18 protein-coding genes and 1 rRNA gene are annotated in these 14895 nt (G+C 65.0%); 8 read left to right on the plus strand and 11 right to left on the minus strand.

Annotated features, from left to right (window positions below; genetic code table 11):
* The first annotated feature begins 285 nt into the window (after positions 1-285).
* Together QQS52_RS04055 and QQS52_RS04060 are read left to right on the plus strand one after the other, a co-directional pair.
* Complete coding sequence (locus QQS52_RS04055; protein ID WP_472772690.1) at positions 286-744, plus strand: hypothetical protein; 459 nt, start codon at positions 286-288, stop codon at positions 742-744.
* 5 nt (positions 745-749) lie between these two features.
* A complete protein-coding gene (locus QQS52_RS04060; RefSeq protein ID WP_472772691.1) occupies positions 750-941 on the plus strand; it encodes a helix-turn-helix transcriptional regulator in 192 nt (63 codons plus the stop codon).
* 7 nt (positions 942-948) lie between these two features.
* Here the strand turns inward: QQS52_RS04060 and QQS52_RS04065 are convergent, their stop codons facing one another.
* Positions 949-1845, minus strand: a complete 897-nt coding sequence (locus QQS52_RS04065; protein ID WP_472772692.1) for a LysR family transcriptional regulator — start codon at positions 1843-1845, stop codon at positions 949-951.
* An 82-nt stretch (positions 1846-1927) separates the two neighbouring features.
* Between QQS52_RS04065 and QQS52_RS04070 the strand changes: the two genes are divergently transcribed.
* Both QQS52_RS04070 and QQS52_RS04075 read left to right on the plus strand, forming a co-directional pair.
* A complete protein-coding gene (locus QQS52_RS04070; protein WP_472772693.1) occupies positions 1928-3085 on the plus strand; it encodes an MFS transporter in 1158 nt (385 codons plus the stop codon).
* 12 nt (positions 3086-3097) lie between these two features.
* Positions 3098-4429 carry a copper oxidase gene (locus QQS52_RS04075; protein ID WP_472772694.1) on the plus strand — a complete coding sequence of 444 codons (1332 nt, stop codon included), beginning with the start codon at positions 3098-3100 and terminating at the stop codon, positions 4427-4429.
* Here QQS52_RS04075 and QQS52_RS04080 read toward each other — a convergent pair.
* Entirely contained in the window at positions 4374-5858 is a 1485-nt protein-coding gene (locus QQS52_RS04080) for a TM0106 family RecB-like putative nuclease (RefSeq protein WP_472772695.1), read from the minus strand. The two genes, QQS52_RS04075 and QQS52_RS04080, sit on opposite strands and share 56 nt — an antisense overlap.
* Before the next feature lie 106 nt (positions 5859-5964).
* Here QQS52_RS04080 and QQS52_RS04085 point away from each other — a divergent pair, with 106 nt between their 5' ends.
* Entirely contained in the window at positions 5965-6600 is a 636-nt protein-coding gene (locus QQS52_RS04085; RefSeq protein WP_070769144.1) for a DUF6474 family protein, read from the plus strand.
* A 98-nt stretch (positions 6601-6698) separates the two neighbouring features.
* Here the strand turns inward: QQS52_RS04085 and QQS52_RS04090 are convergent, their stop codons facing one another.
* Positions 6699-7337 (minus strand): LuxR C-terminal-related transcriptional regulator, encoded by a 639-nt coding sequence (locus tag QQS52_RS04090; RefSeq protein ID WP_070769145.1) that lies wholly within the window; start codon positions 7335-7337, stop codon positions 6699-6701.
* Between the two features lie 43 nt (positions 7338-7380).
* The gene (locus QQS52_RS04095; RefSeq protein ID WP_472772696.1) at positions 7381-8577 is read right to left on the minus strand and encodes a sensor histidine kinase; all 1197 of its coding nucleotides are present in this window, start codon (positions 8575-8577) and stop codon (positions 7381-7383) included.
* Here QQS52_RS04095 and QQS52_RS04100 point away from each other — a divergent pair.
* Positions 8576-9163, plus strand: coding sequence for a DUF2020 domain-containing protein (locus tag QQS52_RS04100; RefSeq protein WP_472772697.1), 588 nt, complete (start codon positions 8576-8578; stop codon positions 9161-9163). The two genes, QQS52_RS04095 and QQS52_RS04100, sit on opposite strands and share 2 nt — an antisense overlap.
* A gap of 14 nt (positions 9164-9177) precedes the next feature.
* On the opposite strand, the gene QQS52_RS04105 is transcribed toward QQS52_RS04100, so the two are convergent.
* Positions 9178-9330, minus strand: a complete 153-nt coding sequence (locus QQS52_RS04105) for a hypothetical protein (protein ID WP_168166959.1) — start codon at positions 9328-9330, stop codon at positions 9178-9180.
* A 5-nt stretch (positions 9331-9335) separates the two neighbouring features.
* Positions 9336-10079: a class E sortase gene (locus QQS52_RS04110; protein ID WP_472772698.1), complete on the minus strand. Its 744-nt coding sequence runs from the start codon at positions 10077-10079 to the stop codon at positions 9336-9338.
* A 69-nt stretch (positions 10080-10148) separates the two neighbouring features.
* Between QQS52_RS04110 and yidC the strand changes: the two genes are divergently transcribed.
* Positions 10149-11255, plus strand: coding sequence for a membrane protein insertase YidC (gene yidC / locus QQS52_RS04115; protein WP_472772699.1), 1107 nt, complete (start codon positions 10149-10151; stop codon positions 11253-11255).
* Positions 11256-11266: 11 nt separating this feature from the next.
* Here the strand turns inward: yidC and QQS52_RS04120 are convergent, their stop codons facing one another.
* From QQS52_RS04120 to QQS52_RS04135, 4 genes are all read right to left on the minus strand, one after another.
* Positions 11267-11875, minus strand: a complete 609-nt coding sequence (locus QQS52_RS04120) for a TetR/AcrR family transcriptional regulator (RefSeq protein WP_472772700.1) — start codon at positions 11873-11875, stop codon at positions 11267-11269.
* 72 nt (positions 11876-11947) lie between these two features.
* On the minus strand, positions 11948-12214 hold the full coding sequence (locus QQS52_RS04125; RefSeq protein WP_472772701.1) for a GlsB/YeaQ/YmgE family stress response membrane protein: 267 nt from the start codon (positions 12212-12214) through the stop codon (positions 11948-11950).
* Positions 12215-12384: 170 nt separating this feature from the next.
* Positions 12385-13281: a universal stress protein gene (locus tag QQS52_RS04130; protein WP_472772702.1), complete on the minus strand. Its 897-nt coding sequence runs from the start codon at positions 13279-13281 to the stop codon at positions 12385-12387.
* A gap of 81 nt (positions 13282-13362) precedes the next feature.
* Entirely contained in the window at positions 13363-13500 is a 138-nt protein-coding gene (locus QQS52_RS04135) for a hypothetical protein (protein WP_448233772.1), read from the minus strand.
* Here QQS52_RS04135 and QQS52_RS04140 point away from each other — a divergent pair.
* Complete coding sequence (locus QQS52_RS04140) at positions 13436-14479, plus strand: pseudouridine synthase (RefSeq protein WP_472772705.1); 1044 nt, start codon at positions 13436-13438, stop codon at positions 14477-14479. The genes QQS52_RS04135 and QQS52_RS04140 overlap by 65 nt on opposite strands.
* Positions 14480-14642: 163 nt before the next feature.
* Here QQS52_RS04140 and rrf read toward each other — a convergent pair.
* Positions 14643-14761: ribosomal RNA gene (rrf, locus tag QQS52_RS04145) — 5S ribosomal RNA — on the minus strand.
* Between the last annotated feature and the right edge of the window lie 134 nt (positions 14762-14895).

Consider the following 14895-nt stretch of genomic DNA (forward strand, 5'->3'; position numbering starts at 1 on the left):
TTCCTAGCTAAAAGGGCCGAGCCCCGCGCGGGGCTCGGCTCTTTTTCGATCCCGCGGGAAGTGCGGAAAATCGGATTCTACCACTGGGTCTGCGCGTATCCCCAGGACACCGTTCACCTTCAGGCGCAAAGTCCGATGGATCGACATAGGAAAGCCCCCTTGACGGTAAAGCACGCTTAACATATACTCATAAACGTAAAGCACACTTGACCAAAAAGCGGCTAGAGCAAGGCCAGAAGCCGAAGCAAGCCGGCGATGTCACTCAGGCCAGGAAAGGGGTCAACCATGGAAACGAAAACACGCCTCGGCCGGATGCGTTCCGGCGGCAGCCAGCGCAAGCTGATGTTGACCTCCGCTGCGGCAGGTGCGATGACCGCGGTCATAGTTGGCGCGGTTCTGACCGCACTGACGGATCACACGGGAATATCCGCCGGGTTGGCCGTCGTGATATACGCCGCGTGCCTGTTCCCGGTGGGGTTCGTCGCCTGGTGGGCTGTGTTGGTAGACCGCTCAACCATCGCGGGGGCGCCGGCCCAGCCCGAGGAATCAATCGAGTCTCGCTGGTACGACCAGGCAGCCCAAAGCACTTTCCACGTCTGCTTGTGGGCAGTAGGCGCGCTCGGAGTGGTCTCGGTATTCTGGGACTTCCAGGTCCCCGCCCACTGGTTAACCATCAGTCTAGGCACGTTCCTAGCGGTCGTTTTCTGGGGTTCGTACCTGCTCCACAAGCGGCGCGAGTCCTAAGCGCTATGACCAACCGGCTACGCGAGTACCGCGCTACACACAACCTGTCCCAACAAAAACTGGCCGACGCCTTAGGCGTATCCCGCCAGACGGTCATCAGCCTGGAAAAAGGTCGCTACGATCCGTCGCTGCCGTTAGCGTTCCAGCTGGCAGCCTTCTTCGACTGCACGATCGAGGACCTTTTCATCCCGGATTAGCCCCCTGTTAGCCTCCGCTAGCATCCGGGCGCCCGTCAGCCTGGCAGACGAAGTCGCGAAACTGGGCGACGGCCGGGGCGTCGTCGCCGGGGCGCCACACCAGGCCGAGCTCGCGGTAGGCCGGCGGGTCCAGGGGGATGACATTGCGGGCTTGCAGGTACGGGTCTTCCAGCGGCAATAGGGCGCTGCCCAGGCCGGCTTCGACGAGTCCAGCAACGGTCGTCAGCTCCATCGACTCGAAGACGAAGCGCGGAGTGACGCCGGCCGCGGCGGCAAGATCGTCCAGCAGCATGCGGGTCCCGTATCCCGGCAGCATGCCAATGAAGGGCTCGCCGTCGAACTGCGCCATCGTGACGGTATCAGCGTTACCCGCCCAATGCTCGGCGGGCACGGCGATGCCCAAGCGCTGGCGTTCCAAAAGCGCCCAGCACAGCGAGTGCGGGGCCGAATCCACCGGGCACGGGCCCACGAGCGCCAGGTCGGCCTCATCGGCTAGGACGCGGTCGACCAGCTCTTGGGCGGCCCCCTGGTGCAGCTGGAATTCGACGTGCGGGTAGCGCGCGCGGTAGGTGCGCAGAAGGTCGGGGACCATCCAGGTGCCCAGCGAGTGCATGAAATCCAGGCGCACCGTGCCCCGGTCGGGGTCCATCAGGCGGGCGACTTCCGTAGCCCCACGGGAAAGCTCCGCCAGGGCTGTGCGCGCGTGGGGCAGGAAGCCGGCGCCGCGGCTGTTGAGCACCACGCGGTGGCCGGCCCGGTCGAAGAGGCTCGCGCCAATGGCCCTTTCCACCCGTTGGATGCGCCGGCTGAGGGTGGGTTGGCTAATTCCCAGCAGATCGGCGGCCTCCCCGACGGCGCCAGTCTCCGCGGTGGTGATGAAGCCGCGCAGGTCATCCACGTTCATGCAGAAAGTGTATAAAATCCCGCCATTTCCCACATTTTACACATGGACCTCGCGCGGGCATGCTGAGAATATGCCGAGAGCCATGCCCCGAAATACCCGCGCCACCATCGCCATGCTCTGCGTCGGGCTGGCAGTCTTTTCCTGCCTGTATTCCACCCAGGCCATCCTGCCGGAGCTGGTCAGCGAGGTGGGCTTGAGCTCCACGTCGGCCGCGCTGACGGTCTCCGCGGCAACGGGCGCGCTGGCGGTCTGCGTGGTGCCCGCCTCCATCCTCTCCGAGCGCTTCGGCCGCGGGCGGATCCTCCTAGTCTCCTGCCTGGCGGCCACGCTGGTGGGCTTCGCGGTGCCGTGGGCGTCCAGCCCCGCGCTGCTCATCGGGCTGCGCGCCGTCCAAGGCGCCCTCGTGGCCGGCGCGCCCGCGGTGGCGATGGCCTGGCTCTCAGAGGAGCTTGACGCCCGCGCGCTGCCGCGGGCGATGGGTCTGTATATCGCTGGCACCTCTATCGGCGGCCTGATGGGACGTCTTATCCCCTCCGGCCTGTTGGAGCTGACCTCGTGGCGCTGGGCGCTGGCCGGTTCCGCGCTGGTGTCCTTCCTCTTCGCCGTCGCGGCGGCATTCCTACTGCCCAAGCAGCACAACTTCACGGCCAAAACGCTCAACCCCCGGCGCGAATTCGCCGCCATGCTCGAGCACTGGCGCACTAAGGAGCTGGGCCTGCTGATTCTGGTCGCCCTGCTGGCGATGGGCTCTTTTGTCTCCGCCTACAACTTCATTTCTTTCCGACTCATCGAGACCTTCGGGCTGCCGCAGGCGCTGGTCAGCTTCGTCTTCCTGCTTTACCTCTTCGGCACCTGGTCGTCTGCCCAGGCCGGCAAGCTAGCGGCCAAGCACGGCCGGGGGACCACCCTGCTGGGCGCGTGCGTGCTCTTCGGCGTCGGCATCGCACTCACGCTCGGACCCATGGTGGCAACGATTGCCGGCATGCTGCTGCTGACCGTGGGTTTTTTCGCCGCGCACTCCACGGCGAGCGGCTGGGTCGGCGCCGTGGCTAACCACGACCGGGCGGAGGCCTCCAGCATGTACGTGTTCTGCTACTACTTCGGTTCCTCGGTGCTGGGCGCTTTCGCGGGAACGCTGTTTGGGTCGTGCAGCTGGGCTACCTTCGTAGGCTTCTACGTGCTGGTTTCCGTGATCCTTATCGCCATCGCCGCAACTCTGAAGCGGCGCGCGGTGGGATAAACTAGGGAAATTATGGAGAAAATACCCAACAAGAAGTGGTCGGGGAAGAGCTGGCACCGCCGCGCTAGCAAGCCAATCACGCTGTGGATGATGGTCTTCATCCTGGCCGGGGCGGTGCACACCCTCATCCCCAATTACCGCTGGGTGCTCATCCACCTGTTCACGCTGGGCGTGGTGACCAACAACATCGTCGTCTGGTCGCAGTACCTGACCGAGAAATTCGTCCAGGCCCGGCTGCCCGAGTCCGCCCGTCCGAACCAGCTGCGGCGGATCTACATCCTCAACACGGGCGTGGTTCTGGCCATCATCGGCCAGGCCCTCGACGACATCTGGGATCTGCACTTTATCCTCACGCAGCTAGGCGCGCTCATCGTCGGCGCCATGCTGATCTGGCACGGCGCCAGCCTGACCCAGCAGTGGCGAGGGGTCGACAGCGCCAAGCGCTTTCGCCCCATCATCCTGGGCTATGTCGGCTCGGCGCTGTGCCTACCCGTCGGCGCCTTCTTCGGCGCCATCTTGTCCATGGGTCTGTCCGAGCCCTGGTACGGGCGGTTGCTGACCGCGCACGTGGTGGCCAACATCGGCGGTTTCATCGGCCTGGCCGCCGCGGCCAGCCTGACGGTGCTTTTCCCCACCATGTGGCGGACCAAGGGCATCACCACGCGGATGAACCCGACGCTTGCTCTCCTCGCGGCGGGCACCGCTGTGACCATCGCGGGCGCGCTCAGTAGCCTCGCGTGGATGACCGGTGCGGGCCTGGTGGTCTACGCCGCGGGTTGGCTGGCCAGCCTCCAGCAGTGGCTGCGCAACGTCGGTGCCGTGCTAGCCGAGCCGCGCGACCGAGTCAGCTACCCGGCGGTCTCCGTGCTGGCGGCGGTGACGTGGCTGGCGTTAACCATCGTCTACCTGGCCGTCCAGGTCTTTATCAGCGGCAACCCAGAGCCGCTGCCGACGCTGCCGCTGCTCATCGGCTTCGCCGGCCAACTGCTCATCGGCGTGCTCAGCTACATCATGCCCACGACGATGGGTGGCGGGCCCTCGGCCGTACGCGCCGGCCTGAAGGAAATGAACCGCGGCGGCCTGTTCCGCTCCACGCTGATTAACGGCGGCCTCATCGTCTGGCTGATTACGGAAAAGTCTTGGCTAGCGGTCTTTTCTTCGGTCCTGTGCATCATCCCGCTGGCCGCCTTTCCCGTGTTCATGATCCGCGCGGTCAAGGCGCAGAAGGCCGTGCTGATGAAGCAGGCGGAGGGCCCAGCGCCGGAGACCGAATCCCAGTGGGGGCAGATCACCGCCGGTCTGGTGACCCTGGCGCTGCTGCTGGCGGTTTTTGGAGGGATCTAACCCCCGGCGCGCCCGCGCTCATCCAGTCGCGGACCGCGCGGGTAGCCCGCACATCGTCCTCGTTATACGTCAGCAACGCCTCGCGCACGGCGGTATCCCCGCACAAAGCCTCCCGGCGCGCGGTCACGGATTCCTCGCCGGCAAAATCGCCCTGCCGCCAGGCAAAGCCCGCGTGCGGGGCCACGACTTTGAGCCCTAGCCCGGAAGGGCCGAGGAAATGGGCCTTGACGTGGGCGAAGACATCGACCCACTCGGGGGAGCTCAGGAAGCTTTCCACCTCAGCTAAAGCGGGCTGCCCGAAGCGCTTGGCAGACATGCGCATCCAGTGGTTTTCGCCGTGCGCGGAGTAGCAATAGGCTGCGAAGGTCTGGCCCGCCGCGTGGGCGCGAGCCCGGATGCCCATCAGCCAGTCCCAGAACGCGGAGAAGTTGTGGGCCTCGGCCCTCCCGCCTAGCGGCTCCCAGGTCACGAAGGGGTGGTATTCGCCGGCATACCACGCACCCCAGAGGTAGGCGCCTTGGTCCAGGTAAGCCTCCATGTCCACGTCGACCTCCACGTCGGCGCGGGGGATGGCGGGTGCGTCGCGGGCCAGCAGCGTTATCCCCTCCCGCCACGCGGCGGCCAGCTGGGAGGCCGGGTAGTAGTCGGCATCGATAAGCGCTTGGACGCTGTCGATGCCCTGCTCGCGGTACGGGTCGGCCTTGTCTCCGGGCAAGAACAGGCTGATGTCGTCGACGGCTGCCAGCTCCGGCTCGCAGATGGGCCAGAACCGGCAGCTGGCGCATTCCTTGACCCGGCGCGGCGCCTGCGGCAACGGGCGGGCCAGGGCGGTATCCAGCGCGGCCTGGTAGCGCTGCGTTTCGGTGAAAAAGGTCAGCTGGCGGTCCTGGCCGATGATCCCGGCCCGGCCCGCGTACTGCTCGCCGAGTGCCCGCTCCGCGATGGCCAACCGGTAGCCGTCGGCCACGTGGTGGCGCGCCTGGTACGGCAGCGGCAGGGGGCGGCTGAGCCCGAGCCGATGGGTGGGCACGCCCGGCAGCGTCTTGCCGGGCTTTTTCCGCGCCACACGGTGGTTGGAGACCAGCACTGGGACGACCCCGTCCGGGGTGCGCCACAAGAGGTCCACGTTGACGGCTATCCCCTCGGCGATGAGCACGCCGCCGGTGATGTGGGTGTGTGCGCCACTAAGGGCGCGCTGGGTCGCGGCGGCGCGCTGGGAGGCATCGTCAGCCGGCAGGGGCCCTAAGTCCTTACGGCGGACCTTTTTGCCCTGCTGGGGCAGCTGTTCGGCGACGGCCTCGCGGGCGGCGCGCAGCCTGTCGGCCCGCGCGGCGGCGGAGTCGGGGGCGGGGATTTCGGGGAAGCGCCGGGCCTGAACCCGCCGGTACTGGCACCCCACCAGATCCGACGCCGTCAACCAATCGCTCACCCGCCCGAGCTTAATAGACTAGGACAGGTAATGTTGAATGCAGCACTACACTGCAAACAAATAGTTCCCAAGACAACGACCTTCAAACACAGTGAGGACTAAAGTCATGAGCCTGCTCAAGAAAGTTCGTAAGCTCCGCGCCCAAGCCAAGGCAGAAGCCAAGGCCGCCAAGGCCCGCGCCCGGGCTGAGGTCAAGGAGGCCTCCAAGGCGGAGCGCCGCCAGCAGAAGCTGCTGGCCAAGCAGGAAAAGAACTTGCTGAAGTCGGAAGAAAAGGGCCTGAAGAAGCGTCGCAAGCACGAACAGAAGATGGCCAAGCAGGAGCTGGAGAAGCTCAAGGCCGGCCGCTTTAACTCCGACAACGTCAAGCGCTACGCCGGCGCCGCCCGCGTGGCCGTCCCGCTGCTGCTGCCGCTGGCCTACCGCGGCCTGGTGGCGCTGCGCGAAAACAACGAGAAGCGTCAGGCCAAGAAGGCAGGCGTCTCCCGCGACCAGCTCGCCTCGTTCGCCGGCCACGGCGCCTCCCTCAAGGCCCGCACCCAGGGCATCCGCAACTCCCTGGAGGGCACCGATCTGCCGGCCGGTTTCAAGCGCGACGTGCGCGACCGCCTCGACGAGCTCGACGCGGCCACCGACAACGCGGAGTTCATGACCGCCGATCAGCGCCGCCGCGCGCACTCGTCGATCAACACCGACATCGACGGCGTCACCTACGACATCCAGCAGCGCCTCACCACCGCCTAATACGCGGCTTCACTAAGCCCAGAGCAAAACCTCGGATCCCAGCATTTACCTGCAGGACCGGAGTTTCAGGCTGTCTGTGCCCGCGCGGGCGGGGCGGGCTAGAGCACGCCCTGCTCGCGGGCGGCGGCGACGGCCGAGGTGCGCGAGCGCACGCCCAGTTTGTCGTAGATGTGCACGAGGTGGGACTTCACGGTAGCCTCCGAGAGCATAAGATCCTGGCCGATCTGGCGGTTTGAGGCGCCGGCGGCCACCAGCTTAAGCACCTCCAGCTCGCGCGGGGTCAGCGAGGTGCGCGGCGTGCGCACGCGCGTCATCAGGCGGTCAGCGACCATGGGCGACAGGGCCGAGTCCCCGTCCGCGGCCGAACGCACCGCGGCGAGCAGCTCCGCCGGCGGGGCGTCCTTGAGCAGGTAGCCCAAGGCGCCGGCCTCAATAGCGCCCAGGATGTCCGCGTCCGTGTCGTAATTAGTCACGACCAGCACCTTCGGCGGGTGCTCCATGTGGGAGCGGATGGCGGCGGTGGCCTCCGCCCCGCCCATCACCCGGGTGCCTTCCACGCCCGCGCCAAAGCGCAGGTCCATCAGCAGCACGTCGATGCCGCCGGCCTGGGCCGCCGAGATCGCGGCCTCGGCCGTGGCCACCTCCCCGACTACCTCGATGTCGTCGGCTTCCTCGAGCACGGCGCGCAGCCCTAATCGGACGATTTCGTGGTCGTCAGCTAGCAGAACCCTAATCACGTGGAGCCTCTCCTTTTTGCGGAAACACGTATCCTCCGAAAGTTTAACCTACCAAGGGAACGCTAACAGATACAGCCGTGCCGCACCCAGGCGTGGATTCCACCGTGATCGTCCCGCCGAGCTCCTCCGCGCGGCGCTGGAGGGCGCTAAGCCCGATATGCCCCAGCCCGGCCGGCCGGTCGCGGACCTCCTCCGGGTCGAAGCCGCGCCCGTTGTCCACCACGTCTAGGCGCACTTCGTCGTCCTCGTAGGTCACGGTCACGCGCGCCTTGGTGGCGTGCGCGTGCTTAACGACGTTGCCCGCCGCGCCCTGGGCGATGCGTAGCAGTGCGGCCTCGACCTTCATCGGCAGCTGGCGGGGCTCGCCGTCGGTCTCGACCTCCATCTCCAGCTCCCCGGTGACGGCGTAGCCCTCGGCCATGCGCTCTAAAGCTCCCGCCAGGGAGGTTTCCGACAGGCCGGCCGGCTGCAGCGCGGCGATCATGGCACGGGCCTCTTTGAGGTTCTCCGCCGCGGTCGAGCGCGCCAGCTCCATGCGCTGGCTGGCCCGCTCGGGGTCCTCGCTAGCGAGGTCGCGCTGCGCGGCGTGCAGCAGCATCTGGATGGAGGACAGCCCTTGGGCCAGCGTGTCGTGGATTTCGTGGGCGATGCGCTGGCGTTCCGCGCTGATGCCGGCCTCGCGCTCCGTCTGGGCCAGCTGCGCGCGGGTTTCGACGAGTTCGGCGATGAGCTCCTCGCGTTCCAGGTTGATGCGGTGGAGCGTGTCGAAGGCGTAGTAAATGGCGATGGTGACCACCGCGGAGACCCCCGGGCCCATCACGCCGCCGAAGGTCAGGCCGTCCGGGATCTGCACGACCACGGAGATCACCCCGGCGACTATCACCATGATGACGCCCCAGAACATCGATAGCACGCGCAGGTAGAGGAAGAACAGGCTAAAGACCAGGTAGATACCCGCCGGGGCGATGGTCAGGTCCAGCACCCACAAGGCGGTCAACGCGGCCAGCCATAAGAGCTTGACCGTGAACGGCCAGAGGTGCATGTAAATCGAGCCGGCGAAGTAGACGGCGGCGAAGGCAGACAGCAGCACAAGGTTCGCGGCGGCGTCCCCCAGCGGCATCCGCACGGAGGCGAAGATGGCGATCACCAGCAAAGTGGCGGTGAGGATGTGGATGCCGTTGCGTAGGACATCCGCATCGCTCAGATTCTCCGCAGACGGGTGCTCTAGACTGGTACTCATGCCCAAAAGCCTACTTCCCGCCGTGCTCACCGTGGCGCTTGGCCTCGCGGCCTGCAGCGAGGCCAGCGACGCGCCCGAGAGCGACAACCCCGCCCGGCCCGCCGCCGAGCAGGCCGCCACCGCCGGCGACACCGCCCCGGAAGACGCAGCGGCCAAGCAACCCGGCGACGGCCTGCCGGTGGACGCCACGGCCGAGGCAGCCGAGCCCGGGCTGTGCCCCTACCTGGACGGCCAGTGGCTGGCGGAAACCAACGGCCAGCGCCTGACCGACCAGGCCATCGATCCCCGGTTTAGCACGCCTGCCTGCGTGTTCTGGTCCTACCCGGAGGACCCGCAGGCGACCGTCATCGTCCGCGAGATGCCCAACCGCGACGCCGCCATGGACGTCGTGGACTGGGCCGCGCCCGTCGATGCCACGGAGCTCGCCGAGTTCGACGGCTGGTCCGGCGGCCGCGGGGTCCTGGGCGACCAGGCGGTCTTCGCGGTGCAGAAGGACAATCACGCGGTGACAGTCTGGACCAACCAGCTGCAGACCGTCAAGGCCGAGTCCATCGCCCGAGAGTCGATTGCCAACCTCGGGCTCTAGGCGGCTCGGCGGGCCTAAACAGAGACGTCGTTGTACGGCATCAACGGGGAGATGGCTGGGAAGACGACCTCCATGAGGAGAAAGAACACGCCCACGGCGATGGCGATAGCCAGCAGCACCTTCACGGGGGTAGGGCCCGGCAAGAGGTTCCAGAGTGCTCGGTACATGGTATCTATTCCTCCTCCATCGCGGCCGGGCGCGTAGGGCTTGAGTCTACTTTCATCGCGTGCACGATCATTCGCTCCGCGTTGGAGAACTGCGGGTGGCAGGTGGTCAGCGTCAGCAGGGCCTCGCTGGGCTCCGGCCCGCCGGCGGCCATCCCGGGGATGGGCGCGATAACGCCGATGTCCCCGGGCAGCGTGATGTGGCGGCCGGGCGCCCCGGCATAAGGGCCGCCGTAGATCTTTTCCTGTTGTTCCGGCGTGAAACAGTCCGCCGGCTGCCCGTCGATGGGTAGCACCCGGTAGGTCACCCACTCGCCCTGTGTTTCGATGACGATGGCGTCGCAGGTTTCCAGCTTGCCCAGGTCATTGAAGGGCGCGCCCTTGCCCACGCGGTGGCCGGCCACGGCGAAGTTGCCGTTGTCGCCCGGCATCTGGCTATCGACGTAGCGCCCCGGGCCCTTAAGCAGATCGTCCTCGTCGGTGCCTTCCAGGATGGCGAAGTGGTAGTCGGAGCCGAAGCTGGGGATGTGCATCCGGGCAAAGGCCTCGCCCAGCTCCGGGTGGAGCTTGCCGCGCGGGTTGGTGCGCTCGTTCCAGCGCTGCTCCAGGTTCTGGTTGGCCTCGTCCTGGAGCTCTGCGGACTTCAGGTTGGTCCAATACGCCTCGTAAAAGGCGAACAACAGCAGCAGCACCCCGACGGTCATAAAGATTTCTCCCATAACCTGCTGCCAGCTGGGGCGCGTGTGATTCATGCGCAATAGTGTAGCGCCTGTAGGCTAGATCTGCCTCATTCACCAGAGACTGCGGAAAGGCCTGCGCGCATGCTGACTATCTTCATGTACCCCGTGTCCGGAATCATGAAGCTGTGGCACTTCATCACCCACAGTTTCCTGGATGACCAGACCGCGTGGTTGGCCTCCATCGTGCTGCTCGTCCTCACCATCCGCGGGCTGATCGCGCCGCTGTCCTGGTCCTCGGTGAAGATGGGGCGCACCGGCGCGCTCATGCGCCCGACCAAGCGCGACATCGAACGCCGCACCGAGAAAGCCACGACCATCGAGGAGTACAAAGCCCTCCAGGTCGAGACCGAGGAGCTGAACAAGAAGTTCAACTACCGGCCACTGATCGGCTGTATCCCGCCGCTTATCATGATGCCCTTCTTCCTGGGCCTGTACCAGGTGGTGCTGCGCATGGCGCGGCCCTCGACGGGCGACACCGTGGGCCTGCTCAGCGCCGCGGAGGTCGAGGCCTTCCGCGAGACGACGTTCATGGGCATCCCGCTGCCGGCCTTCGTCTCGATGCCGCACGACTGGGCCGCGGAGCTCGGCATCACCGGCGAAGAGGTCCGCCACGTCATCATGCCGTGGCTCATCGCCGCCCTCATCTTTACCACCGTGAACATGATGATCACCGGCTACCGCGCGTTCTTGACCACGCAGTTCGACCAGAAGGTGCCGCGGCGCATGTTCTACTTCGTCGTGATCATCATCCCGTTCGTTCCGTTTATGCTCTGGCACCTGGCCATGACCGGCCCGATCCCGGTGGCCATCATCTTGTACTGGGCCTGCACGAACCTGTTTACCCTGTGCCAGACTCTGGTCTTCGAGATCTTCCTGCGACGTAGAATGCCGCTGGGCAACGAGGTCCACGAGCTACGCCGCCAGAGCTGGAAGGACTTTCGCGCCAACCGGAAGAACAAGCTGAGCCGCGCCGAGAAGAAGGAAGAAAAGGAAAAGAAGCAGGCCCGACGCAAGATGCAGCAGCAGGCCAGCCGCGAGCTCATGGCGGAGCGCCGCGCCGCGCGGGAGGAAGCCGGCGGGCAGCAGGGGGCATCGGCAGCCGGCGCAGCGTCCGCCAGCAACGCGGAACCGCTAGAGGCCAAGGCCACCGAAGAAGGCGAAGAAAAAGGCCCCCGGGAAGGGGCCTAGCCGGAAAAGGCTTAGATGGAGTAGTCCGCCGGCGGGGCCGAGAGCATCTCCTGGGCCAGGTTGCGGGCGGTCTTGAGCGGGGTGACGTCGCGCTCGAGGCGGGCCCCGGCGAGCCCGCCGTCGAGGAAGATGAGCAGCTGGCTGGCCTGCGCGTCCGAGGGGTAGCCGTTCTTCTCATTGAGCAGGGCGGTCATGGTGGAATGCATCCACCGGCGGTGCTCCAGACAGGCCGCGACGATGCCGTGCTCGGACTCCGTCTCCGGGCGCGGGTACTCGCCGGCGGCGTTGAGGAAGTGGGAACCGCGGAATTCCTTGGCCGGTTCCTGCTCGATGGCCATGTCGAAGAAGGCCATGATCTTCTCCTGCGGGTCCTTCGCGTTAGCAGTCCGTTCGTTCCACTCGGCGCGGTACTGCTCGTCGAGGTTCTCCAGGTAGGCGATGACGAGCGCGTCCTTGGAACCGAAGAGGGAATACAGGGATGCCTTGGCAACGTCCGCCTCTCGGAGGATGCGGTCGATTCCGATGACCCGAATACCTTCCGTAGTAAACAGGCGGGTGGCGGAGTCGAGAAGTCGATTGCGCGGGCTCGGACGGTTCCGACGCGATTTCTTTTCTGCCACGGCTATCCTTTCCACAAACAAAACCGGTTCATCTACACAATATAGACGAACCGGTTTGTATGCGAATTTAGGTTATTCCTTCTTGCTGCCCCCGCGGATCATGCCAACGATCCACAGCAGGATGCAGGCACCGGCGGTGGCCGTAATAATCTGCAGGAAGATGTTGCTCGGGTTGCCCTGGTTGATAAGCGTCAGGATGCCGCCACCAATCAGACCACCAATGACACCGACGATCAGGTTAGTGATCAGCCCGTGATCCTTCTTCATAATTTTTTCTGCCAGCCAGCCGGCAATGATACCGACGATGATGGACATGAAAAAGTCCAGTCCCAGTCCCATAATATTCCCTCCAAAAGAACGCTTTACTTCGTAGTTTACCGTGGGCGGGCCCACACTGCTGCCCGCCTACTTACCATTGTGTCCGTTAGAACAGCAAAAAGCCACAGATGCCCCGTCATAATTTCGGGCAACTATGGCTTAATAGCTCTCCCCTAGGGAGACTACTCCGACTACTCGGAGTCGGGGCGCACGACCATCATCGGGCACGGCGCGGACTGCAGCAGCGCACGGGAGGTCGAGCCGAGCAGCATCCCCTTGAAGCCGCCGCGGCCGTGGGAGCCGACTACCAGTAGCTGGGCGCCCTCGGAATTGTCCGACAGGGCGCGGACCGGACGGTCGCGGGCGATGACCTTCTTGACCGGCACGTCCGGGTATTTCTCCTGGAAGGAGGACAGGCGCTCAGCCAGCAGCTCACCCTGCTCCTTCTCCACGTCTGCCCACTCGGCCTGTGCGGCGGACAGGCCGGCCAGGGAAGCCTGGACCTGCATGTCCATCCAGGTGTGCACGGCGACCAGCTCGGAGGAGCGGGCGTTGGCTTCCTGGAAGGCGTACTCGGTGGCCTTCTGGGAGACCTCGGAGCCATCCACACCGACGACGACCGGGCCGTACTTGTTAGCCTCGTTGACCGCGTTGTCATCACGCACGACAACCACCGGGCAAGCGGCGTGGGAGACCACGGAGGCGGAGACCGACCCCATCACCATGCCGGACAGGCCGCCCATGCCGCGGGAGCCCATGACGATCATAGTGACGTCGTGCGACATCTCCAGCAGCATATCAATGGGGGAGCCCTCAGCCACGGTGTGGCCGATCTTCAGGTCGGGGAAGGACTCGTGCGCGATGGCGCGGGCTTGTTCAATCTTCTCCAGGGTCTCGTTCTGGAGGTCATCGTAGAGCTCCTTCGGCGGAACCATGCCCTCGGCGTAGAGGAACTGCGGCATGGTGTAGCTGGAGGCAATCCGCAGCGGGAGGCCGCGCTTGGTGGCGGTGTTAGCTGCCCACCGAACGGCGTTGAGGGACGCCTCAGAACCATCTACTGCAACGACAACAATGTCTTCCTTAGCCATGATCTTTAGTCCTTTCTCCGGGGGGCTTACACCACCAATTATAGCCGGTTATAACAACTTACGTGGAAAGCTAGCCCCGAACTACTTGGTCACGTGCGCCGCATCCGAGTTCGCCGGATACAGCAGTTCGTACAAGGCCACCAAAACGTCGCGAATCACGGCTCCGATACCATTGGAGGAAAATTCCAGTGCCGGCGCGAGGAGTGCATCAAAGTCCATGTCACAAAGGATAGCCCATTATCGGAAGGGATACAGCCCGTTAGGGGTACAAAATGGACTAAACCCCACCCGCGTGCGGGTAACGGATGGCGGCATCACGGCATGGGACTTCCTCGCCCACGTCATCACCAACCAGCGCCACCGCCACCCGGCTGACGATGCCGCCGCGCTCCAGCGCCGCTTCAACGACCACGCCGTCGTGCTCCGCGATGCCACGGTCCTTACTCCACACTCCATCCTCCGCGCCGGTCAGGACGTCTACTTCTACCGCATGCCGGCTGAGGAAGAACCCGTCCCATACGACATCCCCGTAGTCTACGAAGACGCCAACCTCTTGGTCGCCAACAAGCCACCGTTCATGGCGACGATGCCCCGTGCCCGCCACATCGTGCAGACCGCGACCGTACAACTGCGCCGGACAACCGGGATTGACGAGCTCGCCCCCGCCCACCGCCTGGACCGGCTCACCTCGGGAATCCTGCTATTCACCAAACGCCGCGAGATCCGCGGGGCCTACCAGACCATGTTCGCCGAGCGGAAGGTCCACAAGGTCTACCAAGCCATCGCCCCCGAGGTTGGAATCCAAGCAGGCACCGTCTGGCGCAACCGACTGGAGAAGACCCCGGGCGAAATCCAGGGCCGAACCGGAGAAGGCGAACCCAACACCGAAACCCACGTCGTCAAGGTCGAGCCCATCACCAGCAGGCATGTCCTCGAAGGCATCCATGGGCCACAGCCACCATTGGCGCGGTATACGCTAGCGCCCACCACCGGAAAAACGCACCAGCTCAGACTGCATCTATGGGCCGCCGGCGCACCAATCCTGGGCGATCCCATCTACCCGGACATCCTCCCGGAGGAAGCAGAGGACTTCTGCGTCCCCATGCACCTGACCGCCACGCGGCTCAGTTTCACCGACCCGATCGACGGCACCGAGCGCAACTTCAAGGCCGCTCCCATCGACGAACGAATCCCATAAAGTAACCAGGCTACCCACGAAAACCTAGCCCGTTCGACCTTCACATGCACTAGACAAACAGCGGGCGTTTGCAGCATTTGGGCATGCGAAAGCACCCGGTAGAAAGCTATGGTGGTGGTTTCTACCGGGTGCTTTGGTTATTGAATTATGTGTTGTTGTTTGGTGTCGGCGGTAACCTACTCTCCCACAACCTCCCGGTTGCAGTACCATCGGCGCGACGCAGGCTTAGCTTCCGGGTTCGGAATGGGTCCGGGCGTTTCCCTGCCGCTATTGACCACCGACAAACATCCGGGACACACCGTGTGGTGTCTGGTTTACGGGTGTTGTGTCAGATACTGCATAGTGGACGCGAACACGACATTGTGACGATGTTTTGTTTTTTGTTTTGTTCCACACACTGGTGTGTGTGGTGTTTG

The organism is Corynebacterium sp. 1103A (genome assembly GCF_055700955.1).

Bases quoted from the DNA above. Each gene is read 5' to 3' on its own strand.
- QQS52_RS04100 (WP_472772697.1), top strand. From the start codon at position 8,576: ATGCCCAAAAGCCTACTTCCCGCCGTGCTCACCGTGGCGCTTGGCCTC.
- QQS52_RS04095 (WP_472772696.1), bottom strand. From the start codon at position 8,577: ATGAGTACCAGTCTAGAGCACCCGTCTGCGGAGAATCTGAGCGATGCG.
- QQS52_RS04125 (WP_472772701.1), bottom strand. From the start codon at position 12,214: ATGGGACTGGGACTGGACTTTTTCATGTCCATCATCGTCGGTATCATT.
- yidC (WP_472772699.1), top strand. From the start codon at position 10,149: ATGCTGACTATCTTCATGTACCCCGTGTCCGGAATCATGAAGCTGTGG.
- QQS52_RS04070 (WP_472772693.1), top strand. From the start codon at position 1,928: ATGCCCCGAAATACCCGCGCCACCATCGCCATGCTCTGCGTCGGGCTG.
- QQS52_RS04135 (WP_448233772.1), bottom strand. From the start codon at position 13,500: ATGGACTTTGATGCACTCCTCGCGCCGGCACTGGAATTTTCCTCCAAT.
- QQS52_RS04055 (WP_472772690.1), top strand. From the start codon at position 286: ATGGAAACGAAAACACGCCTCGGCCGGATGCGTTCCGGCGGCAGCCAG.
- QQS52_RS04110 (WP_472772698.1), bottom strand. From the start codon at position 10,079: ATGAATCACACGCGCCCCAGCTGGCAGCAGGTTATGGGAGAAATCTTT.
- QQS52_RS04130 (WP_472772702.1), bottom strand. From the start codon at position 13,281: ATGGCTAAGGAAGACATTGTTGTCGTTGCAGTAGATGGTTCTGAGGCG.
- QQS52_RS04065 (WP_472772692.1), bottom strand. From the start codon at position 1,845: ATGAACGTGGATGACCTGCGCGGCTTCATCACCACCGCGGAGACTGGC.
- QQS52_RS04060 (WP_472772691.1), top strand. From the start codon at position 750: ATGACCAACCGGCTACGCGAGTACCGCGCTACACACAACCTGTCCCAA.
- QQS52_RS04085 (WP_070769144.1), top strand. From the start codon at position 5,965: ATGAGCCTGCTCAAGAAAGTTCGTAAGCTCCGCGCCCAAGCCAAGGCA.
- QQS52_RS04105 (WP_168166959.1), bottom strand. From the start codon at position 9,330: ATGTACCGAGCACTCTGGAACCTCTTGCCGGGCCCTACCCCCGTGAAG.
- QQS52_RS04075 (WP_472772694.1), top strand. From the start codon at position 3,098: ATGGAGAAAATACCCAACAAGAAGTGGTCGGGGAAGAGCTGGCACCGC.